This window comes from Arsenicibacter sp. R0_47 (genome assembly GCF_057652235.1).
In genome coordinates this window covers 625,454-644,366 of sequence record NZ_JBYFCJ010000002.1, presented here as the reverse complement: position 1 = coordinate 644,366, position 18,913 = coordinate 625,454, and the positions used below count along the sequence as shown (strand labels likewise).

The 18,913-nt window shown below is 52.9% G+C and carries 16 protein-coding genes and 2 pseudogenes; 4 read left to right on the top strand and 14 right to left on the bottom strand.

Features of this window, described 5'->3' with window-relative positions; genetic code table 11:
* Positions 1–4: 4 nt before the first annotated feature.
* The 7 genes and pseudogenes from AC23NW_RS05945 to AC23NW_RS05915 all read right to left on the bottom strand — a co-directional run bounded on the left by AC23NW_RS05945 (position 5) and on the right by AC23NW_RS05915 (position 6,058).
* Positions 5–1,114 carry a DegT/DnrJ/EryC1/StrS family aminotransferase gene (locus AC23NW_RS05945; RefSeq protein WP_293844906.1) on the bottom strand — a complete coding sequence of 370 codons (1,110 nt, stop codon included), beginning with the start codon at positions 1,112–1,114 and terminating at the stop codon, positions 5–7.
* A 106-nt stretch (positions 1,115–1,220) separates the two neighbouring features.
* A pseudogene (locus AC23NW_RS05940) lies at positions 1,221–1,385 on the bottom strand (N-acetyltransferase); the annotation flags it as partial.
* A 78-nt stretch (positions 1,386–1,463) separates the two neighbouring features.
* Positions 1,464–1,700 (bottom strand): annotated as a pseudogene (locus AC23NW_RS05935) (LbetaH domain-containing protein); the annotation flags it as partial.
* Between the two features lie 3 nt (positions 1,701–1,703).
* On the bottom strand, positions 1,704–2,711 hold the full coding sequence (locus AC23NW_RS05930; RefSeq protein WP_293846031.1) for a Gfo/Idh/MocA family protein: 1,008 nt from the start codon (positions 2,709–2,711) through the stop codon (positions 1,704–1,706).
* Between the two features lie 7 nt (positions 2,712–2,718).
* The gene (locus AC23NW_RS05925) at positions 2,719–3,987 is read right to left on the bottom strand and encodes a hypothetical protein (protein ID WP_293846028.1); all 1,269 of its coding nucleotides are present in this window, start codon (positions 3,985–3,987) and stop codon (positions 2,719–2,721) included.
* 186 nt (positions 3,988–4,173) lie between these two features.
* Positions 4,174–4,890, bottom strand: a complete 717-nt coding sequence (locus AC23NW_RS05920; RefSeq protein WP_487448310.1) for a LytR/AlgR family response regulator transcription factor — start codon at positions 4,888–4,890, stop codon at positions 4,174–4,176.
* Between the two features lies 1 nt (position 4,891).
* A complete protein-coding gene (locus tag AC23NW_RS05915) occupies positions 4,892–6,058 on the bottom strand; it encodes a sensor histidine kinase (RefSeq protein ID WP_487448308.1) in 1,167 nt (388 codons plus the stop codon).
* A gap of 250 nt (positions 6,059–6,308) precedes the next feature.
* Between AC23NW_RS05915 and AC23NW_RS05910 the strand changes: the two genes are divergently transcribed.
* Positions 6,309–6,641, top strand: a complete 333-nt coding sequence (locus AC23NW_RS05910) for a hypothetical protein (protein WP_487448307.1) — start codon at positions 6,309–6,311, stop codon at positions 6,639–6,641.
* Between the two features lie 42 nt (positions 6,642–6,683).
* Here AC23NW_RS05910 and AC23NW_RS05905 read toward each other — a convergent pair whose 3' ends face one another.
* From AC23NW_RS05905 to AC23NW_RS05890, 4 genes are all read right to left on the bottom strand, one after another.
* Positions 6,684–8,042: an NAD-dependent succinate-semialdehyde dehydrogenase gene (locus AC23NW_RS05905; RefSeq protein WP_487448306.1), complete on the bottom strand. Its 1,359-nt coding sequence runs from the start codon at positions 8,040–8,042 to the stop codon at positions 6,684–6,686.
* 69 nt (positions 8,043–8,111) lie between these two features.
* Entirely contained in the window at positions 8,112–8,525 is a 414-nt protein-coding gene (locus AC23NW_RS05900) for a PIN domain-containing protein (RefSeq protein ID WP_487448305.1), read from the bottom strand.
* Entirely contained in the window at positions 8,522–8,758 is a 237-nt protein-coding gene (locus AC23NW_RS05895; RefSeq protein ID WP_487448304.1) for a hypothetical protein, read from the bottom strand. Before AC23NW_RS05895 ends, AC23NW_RS05900 begins: the two co-directional genes overlap by 4 nt.
* Positions 8,759–8,857: 99 nt before the next feature.
* Positions 8,858–10,810 carry an alpha/beta hydrolase domain-containing protein gene (locus AC23NW_RS05890; protein WP_487448303.1) on the bottom strand — a complete coding sequence of 651 codons (1,953 nt, stop codon included), beginning with the start codon at positions 10,808–10,810 and terminating at the stop codon, positions 8,858–8,860.
* 247 nt (positions 10,811–11,057) lie between these two features.
* Here AC23NW_RS05890 and AC23NW_RS05885 point away from each other — a divergent pair, with 247 nt between their 5' ends.
* Both AC23NW_RS05885 and AC23NW_RS05880 read left to right on the top strand, forming a co-directional pair.
* The gene (locus tag AC23NW_RS05885; RefSeq protein WP_487448302.1) at positions 11,058–12,611 is read left to right on the top strand and encodes a sensor histidine kinase; all 1,554 of its coding nucleotides are present in this window, start codon (positions 11,058–11,060) and stop codon (positions 12,609–12,611) included.
* Between the two features lie 187 nt (positions 12,612–12,798).
* A complete protein-coding gene (locus AC23NW_RS05880) occupies positions 12,799–12,957 on the top strand; it encodes a hypothetical protein (RefSeq protein WP_487448301.1) in 159 nt (52 codons plus the stop codon).
* A 91-nt stretch (positions 12,958–13,048) separates the two neighbouring features.
* Here AC23NW_RS05880 and AC23NW_RS05875 read toward each other — a convergent pair whose 3' ends face one another.
* Positions 13,049–14,056 carry an aminodeoxychorismate synthase component I gene (locus AC23NW_RS05875; RefSeq protein WP_487448300.1) on the bottom strand — a complete coding sequence of 336 codons (1,008 nt, stop codon included), beginning with the start codon at positions 14,054–14,056 and terminating at the stop codon, positions 13,049–13,051.
* Positions 14,057–14,422: 366 nt separating this feature from the next.
* Here AC23NW_RS05875 and AC23NW_RS05870 point away from each other — a divergent pair, with 366 nt between their 5' ends.
* Positions 14,423–15,133 (top strand): SprB repeat-containing protein, encoded by a 711-nt coding sequence (locus AC23NW_RS05870; protein WP_487448299.1) that lies wholly within the window; start codon positions 14,423–14,425, stop codon positions 15,131–15,133.
* Here the strand turns inward: AC23NW_RS05870 and xrtN are convergent.
* Together xrtN and AC23NW_RS05860 are read right to left on the bottom strand one after the other, a co-directional pair.
* Positions 15,114–16,304, bottom strand: a complete 1,191-nt coding sequence (gene xrtN, locus AC23NW_RS05865) for an exosortase N (RefSeq protein WP_487448298.1) — start codon at positions 16,302–16,304, stop codon at positions 15,114–15,116. The genes AC23NW_RS05870 and xrtN overlap by 20 nt on opposite strands.
* Entirely contained in the window at positions 16,237–18,864 is a 2,628-nt protein-coding gene (locus AC23NW_RS05860) for an XrtN system VIT domain-containing protein (RefSeq protein ID WP_487448297.1), read from the bottom strand. Before AC23NW_RS05860 ends, xrtN begins: the two co-directional genes overlap by 68 nt.
* Between the last annotated feature and the right edge of the window lie 49 nt (positions 18,865–18,913).

Genomic DNA, 18,913 nt, shown 5'->3' with positions numbered 1-18,913 from the left:
TCGGTTAATACTTATTGATTACGTTGATCACATGCTGCACTTCCTCATCGGTCAGCTCAGCGAACATCGGCAAGGACAGGCAATGATCGGCCAGGTATTCCGAATGCGGGAAATCGCCGCGGTGATAGCTCAGATTATGGTACGCCTTCTGCAGGTGGCACGGAACCGGATAGTGAAGCCCCGGGAAAACGTTGTTTTCGTTCAGGTACGTCATAAAATCGTCCCGGTTTTCGACCGTCACCACAAACAGGTGATAGACCGATTCCGCCCAGTCCGGCTGCTTCTGCATCTTCACCGCCGGATTAGTAATACCCTGCTGATACGCTTTGGCAATGTCCTGACGGCGGCCGTTCCATGCGTCCAGATACCGCAGTTTAATGTCCAGAATCGCACCCTGCAACCCGTCCATACGCATGTTGTAGCCTACCTCATCGTGGTAGTACCGGACCTGACAACCGTGGTTCCGCAGACTCCGCACATGGTCGTAATAGGCTTTGTCGTTGGTGGTCATGCCACCGGCCTCGCCATACGCGCCGAGGTTCTTGCCCGGGTAGAAGCTGAAACAGGCCATTTCGCCAAAACCACCGACGCGGGTTCCGTTGTACCGGGCACCATGCGCCTGAGCGGCATCTTCGATCATTTTCAGGCCGAACCTGTCGGCTATTCCTTTAACTGCCTGCACGTCGAAAGGTTGGCCGTAAAGGTGTACACCGGCAATAACTTTTGTCCGTTCGGTAATGCGGCACTCAATCTGAGCAGGGTCGATTTCCCAGGTATCGGGGTCGCAATCGACAAAAACCGGCGTTGCGCCTACGTGAGAAGCTCCCCACGCCGTGGCAATAAACGTATTGGCAGGAATGATTACCTCATCGCCCGGACCAACGCCGAGCGCCAGCATGGCCAGCTGCAGCGCCGTGGTACCGTTGTTAACGCCCATGGCATACTGTGTGCCGCAATAGTCCGCAAAATGCTGCTCGAAGGCATCGACATACGGGCCACCCGAAAACGCATTCGACTCGAACACTTCTTCGGTTACTTTCAACACCTCGTCCTTGATTTGCGCATACTGCTTTTTCAGATCGAGGCAGGGAATTTTAGCTATGGTTGATAACATGTTTCGTTTGACGTTTGCGCTTCCGGAGGCGTCCCCCGTCAGCATCGTTATATACCGGACAAACTGCGTTTGGCAGGCGGCTGCTCCGGTTTTACTTAGTTACTTCTTTTAAAAACTTAGCGGGATTACCGGCCACAATCGTGTAAGGCGCGACATTTTTGGTAACGACTGAACCGGCTCCGACAATAGCGCCTTCGCCAATGGTCACGCCACACAGAATGGTTACGCTTGAGCCAATCGACGCTCCTGTTTTTACCCACGTTTCTTCCATGGTCCAGTCGGCATCAGTCTGAACCGACCCGTCCGGATTGGTCGCACGCGGAAACCGGTCATTGATAAAGGTGACGTTGTGTCCCAGAAAGACATTGTCTTCGATATGAACGCCTTCGCAGATAAAGCTGTGGCTCGAAATTTTGCAGTTTTTACCGATTGTCGCCCCTTTCTGGATTTCGACAAACGTACCTACCTTCGACCCGTCGTCGATGGAGCAGTGGTAGGCATTCACAAAGTCATATATTTTCACCCCTTCGCCAACCTGCACATTGTTCAGCGAGCGCTTCGGGGAGTTTTCGGTTAATGTCTGCATGGGTTATAAAAAGATTTCCTTCCCGTTTTGTTTAATCGATGCCTCAGCCGCTTCCAGCACACGCACGACTTCAAGGCCTTTCCGGCCATCGACCAGCGGTTGCTTGCCATCCAGAATCGACGCCACGAAATCGGCAGCCATTTCAGCAAGCGCCTCTTTCTGAGCTACTTTCGGAATAAAGATATCACCGGTGCGGTAGTCGATCAGCATTTTGTGCTTCTCCTGCTCCGACTGGTTTACCTCGTAGCTCGTGCTGTACATTTTTACCTTTTCAGTCGGCTCAACATCATCGTATAGGACCATCCGCTTATCGCCGCCGATCAGAATCCGGCGCACTTTCAGCGGCGAAATCCACGAGCAGGTAAAGTGAGCGATAAAGTCCGATTCGTAATGCAGCGTCAGGTAAGCAATGTTCTCGATTTTGTTCAGCGCGTGGGCCTTACCGGTCGCACTCAGGCTGACCGGCCGCTCAGGATACAGGTGGAACAGGATCGAAATATCGTGCGGGGCAAGGTCCCAGATCACGTTTACGTCGGACTGGAAAAGCCCGAGGTTGATCCGCGTCGAGTCGAAATATTGTAATTTTCCGATTTCACCGGCATCGCACAAGGATTTGATTTTCTGGACCGACCCCGTGTAGAGGAAGGTATGATCGACCATGATCACCTTGTTCTGCTGTGCGGCCAGCTCAATCAGCTCTTCGGCATGGGCCACACTGGCCGTAAACGGTTTTTCAACCAGCACATGCTTACCGGCCAGCAGGGCCTGTTTTGCCAGCGGATAATGCGAGAAAACGGGCGTTGCCAGGATAACGGCGTCAATAGCCGGATCGTTGAGCAGATCGCTAAAATCGGCCGTTACACCAACCGATGGAAAATTACGCTGAGCAATTGCCTGACGCTCCGGACGTGGGTCGCAAACGGTTTTGACAGTGCAACGGGGGGTACTCATGAAGTTACGCAGCAGGTTGATGCCCCAATACCCGTAACCAACTAAACCGATTTGTAGCATTATAAATTTATTTCGTTAATACAGCTCTGAACGATCGTATCTGCGTGACAATCACCCAGATCAGGCACCCGATAATGGCAATTTCGAGCAGATACTCGGTCAGCGCCCACGGGTTCGATAAATCAGCAAAGCTTTTGAATAGTGGCATGTTCATCCCCCACCAGATGGGTGGCTGAACAACAACCGTAAAATTAAACAAAAGCAAGACAAGCAAATGGTATTTTTTATCGAACGATAAGGTGGCAAACAGCATCGGAAGGATGAAAATGTACGCGTAATTCGCCAGTGAACTTTGCTGTACAATCATCATGAAGGCATAGGTCACAATCCAGAGCGCCACGAAGCCATCGGCAAACCGGTTGCGCTGCCGATAGTAAAATCCTAAGAAACCGGCAAATCCGAGTGTCAGTACCAGGCCTACCCAGTTCAGGATTTTGGCCCCCAGCGGTACCATAGGCCCGATAGCCGTCCGGAGAATGGTCCAGATGTTCGGCGTCCTGGGGTCATTAGCCTGCTGAATCGGCTCCAGAAACTCCATCCCGACCAGCCAGTACATGATTGCCAGCGAGGGAATGCCGACGATTAACAGACCCAGAACGTACCGGATCTGGTTACGAACCAGAAAAAAGACCGGTATCAGCGTCAGGATCAGAATGGCCTTGGTAACCACCATCCCGATGCCGAGCACAATGCCCACCCACAGATCGTCTCTGCGTTCGCGCCAGACCAGCAGGCAGATAACGCCGAACAGCCACATCAGCAAATCCTCCTGACCGCTCAATACCGACAAGACAAACGGAATCGGTAAGAACAAATAAATCAGGGCCTTATGAAACGGGCTGTCACCACGGAAATGCACGCCGCCCCCGTCGCGGTACAGCCGGAACGTGAGTTGCAGCGTAATACCTTCTATCAGAATCAGCAATAGTATGATCGCTTTCGGGCTATTCCAGAAAATAAGGGGCAGAGCTGTCAGGTAGGCAAATACCGGCGAATAGGCCGAATCAAAGTCTTTATAAACCAGCTTCAGCTTGTAGGCATCCAGTGCCGAGACATAAAACATGTGGACATCCGAGCGGGCATCGTAATCAAATACCAGGTAAACAGCAATGAACGGCAGGATGCGTAACGCGATAAAGGCCAGCCAGATAACCATTGGCTGCTGTTGCGGAGCGACATTAATCCGGTCTCTGAATGCCCAGAGCGCCCAGACAAACAGCGACAATACGGCCGTAATCGCTGCTTTTTGATAAACTATTTGCGTGAAATCAGGCATTTTGCGCCAGTTAGTACCGCGCAAAATTATAGATAAAACCAATAATCCCTAGAACATATAATAAGCTTCTGTACCGGAAAAAGGGATGCTTTTTTTGTGTAAACCGACTTAAATCAGGCAATTCAGCCGTTTGCCGGCCTGTCGGAACGTTTAATAACTTTTTGTCTGTAACCAGGACACTTCCTTTTATAACTTCAGCACACGGCTGACATCCTTCTGATACAGCCGCCCGATCGGTAATTCAACGCCGGCAATATCAACATGTGCCGGCGTAAAGGCTGTAATTCTGTTCACGGCAATAATATACGACCGGTGAATGCGCAGAAAACCGGTCTCCGGCAGCATTTCCTCCACAGATGTGATGGTCTGTTTTACAAGTAACGGTTTCTGGCTTATGGTCACGATTTTGATGTAATCCTTCAGGCTTTCCACATACAGGATGTCGTGCAGGTAAATTTTAACCATCTTCCGGTCGGCGCGGAAATACAGGAATGCATCATTGACGGGCGGGACGGCTTCCCGCTCAGCCGGTATGGACGGGGCTGCTGCTTCGGTTTTCATGACCTTGGCAATCGCCCGTAAAAAGCGGTCAAACGGAATGGGCTTCAGGAGGTAATCGACAACATCGAGGTCGTAGCCGTCAAGTGCATAATCGCGGTACGCGGTAGTAAAGATCGTTTTGGGCGGGTTGCGCAGGCTGCGGAGAAAATCCGTGCCCAGCAGTTTCGGCATGTTGATATCCAGAAACAGCAGATCAACCGGCCGCTCCTGCAACACACCGAAGGCCTGTACCGCGTTCTGGCACGTCCCGACAATTTCCAGCCCGTCGACCAGCTCAACATACGACGTCAGTACCGCCAACGCCGGTGGTTCGTCGTCCACCAATAAGCAACGTGTTACCATGTTATGCAACCTCCTGTTCTCCGCTCACCACAACCAGCGGCGACGATGCCCGCAGCCGGTCGGTTAGTTCAAGCGTTAAAATGACCATAAACGTTTCTTCCTCAACGACCGTCCGCAGCTCATGCCGGCCGGGATAGAGCAGACTCAGCCGTTTCTGCACATTCTGAAGCCCGATACCACCCACTTCGGCCGGGCGTTGCTGATCCGTATCATAGCTGTTAATCAGCTTGAATTTAAGCGTACTGCCCTGCACATTCAGATCGAGGTGCATCCAGGCTTGTTCCAGTTGCTGACTCGTTCCGTGTTTGAATGCATTTTCCAGAAACGGAATCAGCAAAAGCGGGGCAATCTGTTTGCGGGGCCAGTCGCCGGTAATCGACACCGACATATCGAGACGGCTGCCGTAGCGCAGCTGCTCCAGGGCAATGTAGTTTTTCAGAAACGTAATTTCCTTGCTCAGCGGTACCTCTACCGCATTGCACTCATAGAGCATATAGCGCAGCAGTTCCGAGAGTTTCAGCACCACAGCCGGCGACTGATCGGAACGCTGGAGGGTCAGCGAATAGAGGTTATTCAGTGTGTTGAACAGAAAATGCGGATGTACCTGCGATTTCAGCAGCTGTAGCTCCGCATGAAGCTTTTCGCGTTCGATTTCCTGATAGGCTTCCTGCTTCATGTACCAGATTTTGGCAAGTTTAATGGCCGTTGCAAAACCGGCAAAGGTGGTTGCTCCCCGCAGCCCCGCCATCATGGAGTAAAAGAAAATTCCCTGCGTGCGGCCCGTTCCCATGATCAGCCGCAGCGGAGCCACAATCCACTGTACCGTGACTGTCGACAGCACCGATGTGAGCACCATCAGGATCAGGATACCAAAGACCAGATGCAGGTAACGGCTGGGATTGAGGTAACGCGGGAAAAGCACATAGATGATACCGTAGGCCAGAAACATGTGGGACGGTAAAAACAGAAAGGCTTCAATGCCCGACACTACGTAACTGCGGACCAAAGCCCGCCCGACCGGAACCCCTTTTTCCAGCCAGATACTCATGGGCAGAAACCCATACAGCACCGTACAGTATAACCACGCCATGCTCCAGAACAAGCCATGCCGTTGCAGCCGGTAACGCGGCTGGCCGGAGAAGACAAAATTGTGGTTGAAAAGTTGCATGGCGGAGTGATTTAATGCCTTAAAGGTAGCCAAACACCGACAGTTTAGCCATTAACTCAACGGATTGTAGACAAACAGCAGTTGTTCGTCGCCGAACAGCACGTACGGGCGATCAGCTGCGTTCAGCGACCATTTCCGGTTGTCGGTCGGCAGGTACCGGCAGGCGGGCGAAATTCGTGGTTTCGTAGCACAGACGTGCTGATTTTTGACCCGACAAACAACAGATACTCCTTCTTAAACAGTAAACAACATGACAACACACAATTGCTTCCGCCTGCTCTTATCCGCTCTTTGCTGCCTGACACTGGTTTCAGTATCCATAGCCCGGCCGGCCAAACCACGGGTCTATCCGGTATCCGGTTTCTGGGTGGTCGAAACATCGCCGGCCAACCGGCAGAGTCAGGTCAAATTTTATAACGATCAGACACAGCTTGTCTATCAGGAAACGCTTCCCCGCCGCCTGAATATCCGTCGAGAGCAAACGCAGGAACGGCTAAATGTCGTACTGGAGAAAGTGATGGAACAGGCCAAAGCCGGTCCGTTCAATGAGCCGAAGCTGGTGACTCTGGAATTAAAGAAGTAAGGAAAGGGGCCGGTGCTGCACAAAACACACCGGCCCCTTTTATCAGGCAATATAAATCGTTTTGGTGACGCAGAAATCCTTGATGCCGGCCTCCGACAGTTCGCGGCCGTAACCCGATTTTTTCACCCCGCCAATCGGCAGCCGCGAGTCGGATTTTACGACGGCGTTGACAAACACGCTGCCCACCTGCAAACGGCGGCTCAGTTGTTCGGCCTTCGCCAGATCGGCGGTCCAGATGGCCGCGCTGAGGCCGTACCGCGACTGGTTGGCCAGCCGGACAGCCTCCTCTACATCGGCGACCTCCGTAATGGCCGCCAGCGGCCCGAACGTTTCTTCGCGGAACACGGTCGAATCAGGGCTTACGTTGTCGAGCAGGGTCGGTTGAAAATTACACTGATCGCGTTTTCCGCCAACCAGCAGGGTGGCTCCTTCAGTCAGGGCCGCCTGAAGTTGTTTTTCCAGTGTTTCGGCCAGATCCAGCCGCGCAATGGGGCCGATCGCCGTTTCCGGCGCCATCGGATCACCTTGTACCAGTCTGGCAATGCGGGTTTTCACCAACGCCGTGAAGGCTTCCTTCACCGGCTTTTCGACCAGAAAGCGTTTAGCGGCAATACAGACCTGTCCCGCGTTGCTCATCCGCGACTGCACAGCCGCATCGGCCGCTTTTTCCAGATCGGCATCCTGCAATACAATCAGCGGGTCGCTCCCGCCCAGCTCCATCACCGACTTTTTAATGTTTTTCCCCGCCAGAGCCGCCACTGCCGAACCGGCCCGTTCGCTGCCTGTCAGGGTGACCATGCCTACACGGTCATCGGCCAGCAGGTGTTCAATAGCGTTTGTATCCGCAATTACGGACTGGAAAATACCGTCGGGAAAACCGGCAGCACGGTACGCTTCTTCAATCGCCACGGCACAGCCAAAGACATTCGGGGCGTGTTTCAGGATTGTGACATTGCCTGCCATCAGCGCCGGCACCGAATACCGGAACACCTGCCAGTACGGAAAATTCCACGGCATAATGGACAATACGACACCTACGGGCTCATACACCACCATACTTTTCTGCGCTTCCGTAGCAATCAGGTCGGGCGTCAGCAGTTGCCCGGCGTGTTCGGCATAATGGTCACACTGACCGGCGCACTTCTCAACTTCCGCCGCCGATTCACGCAGGATTTTACCCATTTCGGCCGTCATGAGTGCAGCCAGCCGATCTTTGTGGGTACGCAGGTAAACGGCGAGCGCCCGAAAGCAACGGGCGCGCTCCGAAAAGGTCAGGGCCGCCCAGGCCGGCTGCGCCGCCGCAGCTATATCGAGCCGGCGGATTACCTGTTCCGGCGTTTCTTCTGTGTATTCGTGAAGGGTTTCGAGGGTATATGGATTAATGGTCTGAAACGTTTTCATACAGTAGTGCATCAGCCTTATAGCCGACAAACTGGTAACGGCAGGCCATGCGGGTTTGTTCGATACCAGTCAGGGTGTATCAATCCAGTTTTCCAAAACGATTCCCTGCAAGTTGCTGAAATCACGGGTATTCCTGGTCACTAACGTCAGGCCATGTGCAATAGCTGTTGCACCGATCAACAAATCAAAGTCGCCGACCGGCCTGCCCATACGCTTAAGGGCAGTTTTTTGTCTCGCGTATTCGTAGAAACAAGCACCTATTAATAATGTACGATCCGAAAAAGCTCTTCTTAGCCAATTGACATTGCTGAGATTTTCGTGACGTCGGGAAAGAGAACTGTTCTCTACTCCAAATAGTAACTCCACAACCGTTATTTCAGATAGATAACAATTGTGGAGCCCTACCGAGTTGACCTTATCTGCTAATTTCTGGTCGCCTTTAAACAGGTGAATGCAGATGTTGGTATCGAGTAAATAGATCATAGTTCAATGTCCCGTCCCTTATCATTCCGGGCGCTATAAATCATGTCAACCAGTTCGTCACCGGTTTCTTCACCCTGCCAGCTGCCAATGAATTTCTCAAAAGCAACCTTCTGATCAATTTCATCTACGGCAGAACCCCTTACCTGCGTATGTAAACCCATGCGTTCGGCAAGTCCCTTTACCAGATCAAAATCCTGATCGTTTTGTGTTTCAATGGTGATAATACGTGTCATATGCCCTCCTTTCTTATGATAACGCCCGAAATCAAACCAGCGTTCTAATTTACCATTATTCTGACGGGCAAACAATGAGGTAGTCACCCGTCAGAATCCCTACTCCATATGCCATTTCCAGAAGGCTTCGCCCCGCTGGCGGATGGCCGGCAGGTCCTGCGGCAACAGGTAACCTCCCTTCACCAGGTCATTGGCGGCTTTCGTCAGTTTGTTCAGATAGTCGGCCTCATTTTTATAGCGTTCGGCAATGGATTTACGCGGATCACCGGCAACCTTCGTCGCTTTCGTTTTCGCAAACGGGAAGTAGGATCCGTAAAAATCTGTCAGCTGCCCGGGCGACCCCGTAGCCGGATTACGTTGGTTCCAGCCGGTGTATGTCCCCAGCGGAACCATGCCCTCCGGCATCCGGAGCCCGTCGAGTTCGTTGCCGTCAGCATCTACCTGCGGCACCTTCACGCCGTAGGCTTTCCCTACTTTCGGTGGCTGATTCGTGATAATCTTTCTGGCAGCATAGTCAGGACCATAGTCGACGCGGTAGGTGTACCGGATCGTTTCCGGATGCACTACATTCGGGATGGCCGGAAACCGGACAGCGCCGACCGGCACCAGTGACCCTTTATCAATTCGCGGATAACGGCTGACCGGTGGTTCGGTTCCGTCGGCTATCCAGCGCTGCATGGCCATCAGCAAGGCCCGCATGCCATAACGCAGGTCGTTAGGTGTTGCCTGATGCGTAACGGAGTTGTTGGGCAGCAAGGCCTTTTTATCCGGTAAAACCGGCGTCGGGAAATGCTGGCTTCCGGCAAAGAAATAGATCCGGACATCAGCCGGTAAGGCAGCATCCGCACTCCCGTCGGCAGTGGTGTGCAGCAGGGACGCCACACGCCCGTAGTACTCATAAGACGAGTAGGTATGAAACAGCTTCGGTACGACGTTTTCCGCCGTCGCCCGTTTCAGGAGTCCGTCGGTCTGACCGGTTTCGGCATCGGTCTGGTCAGCATCGGTAAACGGAAAAATGTCTACCGAGAAAAACAGTGAGTAAAACGGCGTACCATCCCGCGACGGCTCCGCAAACCGGTGGTTGAACGTGCCCATCCCCGCCCCGCCAACGTGGTTATTAACCCCGTCGAATACTTTCCGGCCCTGTTCATCGGCATTGAATCCTTCGTAGATAAAGTGACGCAGGTAGCGCCCCGACTGTGAAATACCGAAGCCAATGGCCTTCGCTACCGGCGCAATGGACGTGGCTTCGTTTTTGAGATACGAGACAAAATCCCGGACAGCCGCCAGCCCAAGGCCAGCCACCGCCGGATTGGCCACCGGCCAGACCACCTCGTAAATTTTGCCCGGCTCAAAACCGCTCTTCAGATAGACAGAGGTCGGATCGGGCTTAACAGTTCCGTTTTCCAGCTGCCCGAAGCCCCACTCCGACCCTGGAATGACCGTGCGCTCACCCAGCACCGTCGACCGGACGGTCAATGTCGCGTCAGGGGTGTTGCTGTCAAGAACAGGCTGTGCCAGCTGACCGCGATGGCCCAGCGTGGTGTGATAGGCTTTGGCAGACAGGACAATGTCGGTCCGGGCCAGGCCGGTGATGGTACGGCCCGCTTCGGTCGCAACGGGCGCAATCAGCTTCAGGGCATAGTCGGCATCCGGCGTGTCGTACTGCCAGCCGATCCAGACGACCGTAAACCCCTGATTCATCAGAAAGCCGTCGCCGAACTGTTCTTCCGTTTCGGGATTCCGGGAGCCCCCGCCCATGTTAAAAAAGGAAAGGGCCCCTTTGCCGCCCCGGTTTGAGATGTCAACCAGGGCAGTCCCGTTGCCTTTTGCGGGTAGCTGCGGGCGCAATACGTAAAAATTAGCCGAGAATTCAACCTCGCCGGCCGCGTTACGGGGTGCGTTGGCCAGATCAGCGATGATTTTGTTATGCGGATTACCCGGCGACACGGTAAACCAGACTTTGCCCGACAAACGCTCGTACGCTCCGGCGGTTCCGAAGGCCTTTCCGCCGAGCACCAGCGACCGGTTCTGAATATCGACTCTGGACACACGCGCCCAGGCAGTTAACGTAAAAAATAAGCACGTACAAAAGGTAACGATCCGGAAAAACATGAGGTAAGTTTTTTGGCGCAACTTACTCAATATCGCCCAATTCCGCTTACGGAAGCACTTATCAGGGTTCTATTTATAAACAAAATCAACTTTCCCGCACACTAAGATTTAGCTCATTTACGCACACAGACGAAAGCTTATCCATTAATTTTATGAATTAGCCGTACACTGATTACTAGTTCTGATGGTACATAATGACCTCTTTCAAGCCAGACCGGACGCCTTAACCGATCCTTTTCAACAAGCTATCTATGGCACAGCAACCGGAATTACGCTTTATCAGACAATCTGGCATGACAATGGTGATGTAGATGATTTCCGCATTATTCTCTGCAATCCGGCCGCTGCCCGCACGATCAACCTCACACCTGACGACATCATCGGCCAGCGCCTGCTGTCGATGCCCCTCGTAGAACGAACCGGCCAGCTTTTTATCCTTCTGAGTGAATTAGCCAAAAACCAGCAACAATCTGCTCATTTTGAATTTGTCGATCCGGGCCGGCAAAAATACTATGATGTCCGGCTCACAACGCAGGGCCCTTATATTGTCCAGACTACCACCGACATAACTGTAACACAGGCCCTGCTGCACCAGCTGGAGACCCAGAAAGCCATGCTCGACAGTGTCTTTCATTCGGCCAGAAACGGGTTGGTCATCTACGAAGCCATCAGGAACGAAGCCGGTCAGATTATTGACTTTAAGCCTGTCTTCTGGAACCGCGCCGCTGTCAGCCAGACCGAGACTGAACAGCTTCTGGACCGGACCTATACGCTGATGGAAATTAACCCGGCCATTCAGCAGACACCCATTTTCGGCAGACTCATTAATGTGGTCGAGAACAACATTACCTTTGACCTGGAATACGAATTTAACAATCATTATTTCGACATCTCCGTATCAAAACTCGGTGACGGCCTGCTTGCCTGGCTCTTAAACATTGATGATTTTAAGCAGGTGCAGCATCAGCAAACGTATCTGCTGAAGCAGTTGATGAAATCAAACGAAAACCTGCAGCAGTTTGCCTACATCGCCTCCCACGACATGCAGGAGCCGTTGCGGAAAATTCAGTCGTTCGGGGATTTACTGGTTTCGCAGTATGGTGATCAGCTCGAACCTCAGGCGCAGGATCTGCTGCAGCGCATGCAGGGAGCTGCCGGCCGGATGCAGGTATTTATCCGTGACCTGCTGGCCTATTCCCGCCTGACGACAAAACGGGAAACGGCCCAGAGCATTGATCTGATGAGCCTGCTCAATGATGTCCTGAGCGATTTTGAGACGGTTATTACCGAGAAAAAGGCAGATATCCGGATTGAGCCGCTGCCTGTCATTCAGGGCGAACGGCTGCAATGGCAGCAGCTTTTCCATAACCTGCTGTCGAATGCGCTGAAATTTACCCGCGAAACCCGTGACAGCAAGCCGGTTCCTCCGCAGATTACCATCACCTGCGGGCTGCTTACCGGCGATCAGCTTACGCATATACCGGAGCTGGCACGCGACCAGGCCTATTACGTCATTACCATTACAGACAACGGAATCGGGTTTGATGAAAAATACGGCGACCGTATTTTTGAACTCTTTCAGCGCCTCCACGGCAAGAGCCAGTATGCCGGAACAGGTATTGGCCTGGCCATTGTGAAAAAGGTTGCTGATAACCACAACGCCGTTATCACCGCCAGCGGAAAACCGGGCGAAGGCGCTACGTTCACGTTATACCTCCCGCAGACACCGGTAAATTAAGCCGGTTATATTTTTATAACTGATCGCTATGAAGCCATAACAGCTGGTTATCAGGTCCTACGGATTTTTCTGCCAACTTTGTATCAACCAAACGGCAGAAAGCGCTCCTTCGGAAACTGCTCTCACGGATGGGGCGCGGCAGCCGAAAAGCGTATCGAGTAGGCAATTAACTCAACCATTTATTGTTATGAAAACGCTGAATCTGGATCAACTCGAAGTACAGGAAATGAATAATCAGGAAATGATTAATGCACAAGGTGGCAGCTTCCTGAACCTGGCAAATGTGACTGAAATTTTTGATTTTGCCCTGATTGGCACAAGCCTGTCAATCGGCGGAAATGATTAATACCGTCGGTCCGTCAGACAGCTGGCGGATTGATTAATAAACGTGTCGGTGCCGGTGACTTTTTACAGGTTCACAGGGCACCGATTCGTGTTTAAAGGATTACCGGTTCGCGCTGCGGAATCGGCAGGTAAACCTTATCGATAAGCTCCTGGTACTCGGCATGCAGATCGCTTTGGGCCGTAATGCCCCCGCCGCTTTTAAACACCAGCCCGTTATGCTGCTGTTCGATAAACCGGATCAGGACACCGCTATCGAGGTTGCAGCCATCGAAATAACCCGCCACGCCGGTATAATAGCCCCGGTCATACCACTCGGCCGTCCGGATAATATCCAGCGTTTTCGGCTTGGGCGCGCCGCTGATTGAACCCGCCGGCAGCAGTTTCAGAAACAGATCGCCGAGCTGATCGGGCCAGTTATCGGGCAGCAGGCCGGCAATTTCCGAGCTGACCTGTAACAGACTCCCCCGCTGTGTTTTCACTTCTTCCAGATACCGGTACCGCTCCACCCATACCTTATCGGCAATCTGGCTAATGTCGTTCCGGATCAGATCCACGATGGTAGCATGTTCGGCAGCCTCTTTCGGATCGGCCAGAATACGGGTTGCGGCATCCGGCAGCGAGGCATCAATGGTGCCTTTCATCGGAAACGACGCAATCCGGTTTCCCTGAATCTGTACGAAGATTTCGGGCGAGAAACAGACAAACTCATCGCGAAACCGTAGCTTATAGCGCGCATTGCTCAGCCGGAAAATATCGTCGAGCGAGGCATTGGTTTCAATCGGGGTCGGCGCCGACAGGTTTACCAGAAATGAATTGCCCAGCCGGATCTGTCCGACGACGTACCTGAAGGCTGCTGCGTACTGCTCAAATCCGGCCGGCGAACGGCTGAAGGTAATCTCACGGCTGCTTACAGGCACGGCAGAACCGGCATTGCCGCGGCCATTGAATATAAATAAAATCTTACTTTCATTTATTTGTTCAGCCGGTACAACCAACGGTTTTTCCAACAAAAAGTCGAACAGGAAAAAGAATGGTTTCCGTTGGCTGCCATACTCATTCATCTGCGCGATGGCCTGATCAAGCAAGGTCATAAACTGCATTTCTTAGCGTATTCCTATAAGTTGTCAGGACAGCTGTTAGTTCCCCTTTTTCTCTATCCGCTTAGGTTACTAATTAATTATTTATATCATAAAAAGGTGACCGTTACACACTTATGACGTCTCTATATAGACATAGTCAATTTAATTTTTTCCAAAAGTTAACTTCTTAGGAGAGACTTTATTCTATTTTTTGGAAAAAATGTAGGCTCTGTCATTTTTGCAAGTAATTGATTTTAAGAAACTTAATAAAACACCAGTACTGTAGCACAGATTTTGGTCTACACCATCCATCAGCTCAACGATTTAAAACGAGTTAGCGGCTGTCAGGTTTGTGTTGTGTGTTTTATCTAACCCATAAAAATTAAAATGACGTTGCTCAAAACAAAAGTACCCGAAAGGTATTTTTGTCTTCTGGTATATTGGTTTTTTCCAATTACGTTACTGGCTCAGACGGAGCCGGCAGGAGGCCAGACCAACAATGACTCTTTATTTTTACTACCGGCCGAGCAGTTCGAGATTCTCTATTCATCGCAGAACATCCGGTGCAAAAATGACTCGACAGGAGCCATTTCACTATACATTCTGGGCGGTTACGAACCTTATCAATATAACTGGAATGATGGGGTTGATACACAAAACCGCACCGCCCTGCCCGCCGGTACATACAGTGTTACGGTGACGGATGCGGTAAATACCAGCCAGACATTAAGCGTAAACATTGCATCGGGGAGCAGTCCTGAACCGGCATTCCGGAGCATTGCAGCCACCTGCTCCGGCGGAACGGCCAATCAGGACGGGCAGCTGGTAGTGGCTAATTTCAGTGCCACCGACCGGTACGATTTTTCGCAGGGCACGACCTATACCGGCAGCGCTACAGAACCGGGTACCTTACCTATAATACCCGCCGATGGGGTTATTAACCGCCGGCAGCCGAATCCGGTCAGTGCTTTAGCCTATACTATTCGTGTGTTTAACGAACAGGGTTGTTTTACCGACGTTACCACCACGTTGCCGGTGACCAGTTGCCAGTGCCAGACCTCAGTCTGTGTACCCATCACTATTCGCCGGCTCCGGTAACCTGTCCGGCCAGCGCTACCTGCCGGCCCGATTCATCCATCGTCACATTGACCAGGACGTAATCAGGCCCTCCTAAAAGCATTTTCCACCGGAAGGCCAGCTGACTAACTGTCTGTTCGCGGCCATCGGAAAACCACCAGTAGGTATACAGCGGGCTGTCTGCCGATGACTGCATACCGGTACCGGATTTCCGCAGCTCTGCCCGGTAACATGGCTGCCCACGCCACCGGGTTTCTTCAATATGCTGTAAGACATAACCGCTCCCCCGCCAGCAAACCGCCGGACTATGCTCAGCACTCCACCAGTTCGACACGGGTTTGAGGTAGACTAAATAGCCCGGTTTCTCTAGTTTCACGAACTGATTTGGTAAGTTAACGCCGGTAAATCCCTGCCGCTGCCATTCTTCCGCTACCCGTTTCAGCTGCCCTTGATCTACGGTTTCCGGCAAGCCGGTCAGCCATTTGATGCCAATACCCAGCACTAACAAAGCAATCGCCCATCCGGGTCGGGTAGCCTGCGCCTGTTTCGCGTCATGGCCAAACCGATGGACAGCCCGGTAGGCCAGCCACCAAGCAGGCAACCATGTATAGGCCATAATACACAGCAGGCCAACCAGATCATGCAGCCACGTATCAGGGCCAAGGCCGAACAGTACCAGCACCAGAATACGCAGCAGGTTACTCACCAGCGTCAATCCTAATATAGCAATACCCAGAACGACGGTCCACAGGCTGCTTAAACGGCGGCGAAGGCGTGTTTCGTAGTGCATCAGCCACCAGGCACCCGCCAGTACCGACACACCGGTCATGTGCAGGCCCGCACAGGCCGGATCAACCGACATTTCTACGGGATGCCCCGACCCTGCCCCGCGGATCAGTACATTGCCCGCCACCTGCACATCAAACCCGCCCCATTGCAGTAAGCCGCCTGCCCAATGGCTCAACTGCAACCGGATTGCGAATCCGAAAACCGTCAGTACATACAGCAACGCGGGCGATAACAATAAGAGCGTCAGCAACCTCGGCCACCAGTGCGTCCGTAACCCCAAAACGAACAGCACCAGGGCGAGGATAGTCGTCAGATCAACGTGTATCATAGCTGCATCAGGAAACGGACCAGCGACGGATAATAAACACAAACAGAAGAGCGGCAACCAGCAAGGCCCATTCATGCGGCTCGGGCACAGCTCCTTCGTTTTTCAGGGTAGCATTTTCCAGCCCTTTCTGATCCCGTTTGATGCCAAACCGGTTATAGTCCTGCTCCGTTTCCAGCACAATCAGACTGGATACCGGCGACAGGATATTAGCCCGCTCTGCCTCACCCACCAGTACGTTATCGGATCGAAATGACTGATCGAAAAAGCGGGGCCCAACCCGCCGCATAATGTCGTTATAAATAAAGAGCCGCGCCAGATGGTCAGGGACCAATGCTGCCTGCTGCACACGTACAGGGTGTTGCTGAATGGTTACGCCCGCTATCGGCAAAGCCACTTCATCCGGTTTTATCACCGGTTCCAGGCGGGTTGGCCGGAAGCGGATCATTTCTTCCAGCGCATCCATTCCCCCGGACTGTACCTGAATCAGTTGCAGCTCAGACAGACCTTTGAGGTAAGCCGACAGCGGGGCGTCCGGCAGAGTGAATACCGCAACCGGCGTTTTCCGGGTCGCCAGTGATTGCGTTCCGGCCGCAAACGGGCTGCCATCCAGCTCTTTCAGTACCGGCCCAATACCGGTACTTTTGGTCACCAGCAATGCCGTCTCGGGGTGCGCAATCCGGTAGATAGGGAACAGCGAAAAAGACTGCCCCGACAGCTTATCGAAATACGCACCGGCAGATGCATCAGTTACCGTTTTCAGGCCATCGTCGAATACCCACAGTGTCCGGTTCGCCTGCCGCGCCCAGTCAACCACCTTATCGAATTCAATACGTGTCCAGGCAGCGTTAATATCCAGATAGACATCTGTCAGGGCGAAGGCTTCTTTTTCGGGAACATACGGCGCGAGCGTCCATGCCTTGCCATCCATCACAAAGGGGGCTGTTGAAAGTGCCGGTGCTTTAAACGAAAAAGTCCAGTCGGCATGGTAGTCTCCTTCGTAGGTAATCGTCCGGTTCAGATCCATAGCCAGCCAGGACGGGATTTCGGCCGCTTCGGGCGCCTGCATACACTCAATCCGCACCTGCTCGCGGGTATTGCGCGTATCCGGCCCCTCGAAAAACGGATTTTCATACACCAGCCGGTGTGCCGTTGTGAGCCGCAGCGGCGAGGTGATGCCGATCCGGAATTGCCGGTCCTCGCTGGCCGGGCAAGGAAACACCCGCACTGTCACCTGATTTCCCTCCTGCCACAAAGCCACCGCCGGATCACGCGGCATGGGTCGTGACTCCACATTGACTACCTGCCGGTACGCTGAATCAGCTTTGGCCAAGGTAGTCAGCCGGGCCTTTTCTTCCCTTCCGTTGATCCAGAACGACAACGACGATACAACCGAACCTTCCGGCAGGTGGAAGGTATACAATGCCTCGCGGGTTGTCTGCTGCGCCGTATTACGGATCTGTATTGTTTTCTCGGTATACGCCAGCCGGAACTGCGGCCAGATGCGCGCCAGTGTCACAACGTGCTGCGTAATCAGGTTGCGGCCAAGCCAGAACTTCTCCGAACTTCCATGCCGGTTGCCCTCCACAAGGCGCAACAGCTTAAGCCGGTCGGCTTCCGGAACAACCCTTTGTGATGCATACCGGCTGGCCATCAGTACCAGCGGATCATGCTCCCGGCGGTCATCAATGGCTGTCAGTTTATCAAGCCGGCTTTCACCGGTAAACGGTCCCTGGTCATAGAAACTCCCGACGCGCAGCATCCGGCTTACCAGCCAGTCCGGCTGCAGTTGCTGCGCCAGCAAAATCCATTCCGGCAAATCGTCGGTCTGCCGCATAACCGCTGCCGTTTTCGCCCTTTCAAGCCGGTCAATTTGTTTGCCCCACAGGGTTAAAAAGCCCCATACGACCAGAACCGGCACGACCAGCCCGATCAGGATGGCCGGCCGTAAATGCTCCTGTGTGCTATAGTCAACCCACAACCGCTTCCCGATTACCCAGGCAAGCAGTAACGGGACAAACGTGTGAAAGGTCAGCCCGAAAACCAGCAAGCCGGGGAGGCTTACCAGATACAATTCGATCAGGTAAAAGGCGGCATAGAGAAACAGCCACCAGCAGACGGCTAGCAGCAGATACACCCCTTGCTGCATCCGGACAGACATCTGCGCCAGCCACGTATGGGCCAGCATGGCCGCACCGGATACCACAAGCAGTATCTGTAGCCAAAGCGTAGAATCCTGAAATACGGCCATCAGCCGGTTCAGGGCAAAGGCGCTGACCAGCCAGAGCAAGAGGCCAATCCAGCGGACAGACCGGCTTTCGGCCGGAAGCTCCCGCAGGTTAACGTGCCGTTGCCAAAGCAGGTGCAGGCTGAATATGAGCGTCAACGCATACTGTACCATAAAGGCGATTTGCCTGAAACTCTGGTCGGCCCGCTCTTCCTGCCCGTTCATCACCAATGTAATCAGCAACGAGGTGATCAGCAGGGTTATCCCACCGCTGAATGACGGTTGTTCAAACGGACGCAGCCAGGCAGCCCGTTTCCCGAAAATAGCCGGTTGTGGAGCATCCGGAAGAATTTGTCCGCTATCGCCCGGACGAATGTCCTGCTCATCGGTTTGCGCAATACTTAATTTCATAAAGTACTTTGTTTTTCAAAGTTAAATGAGAAAAAATTTTGCCGCAACG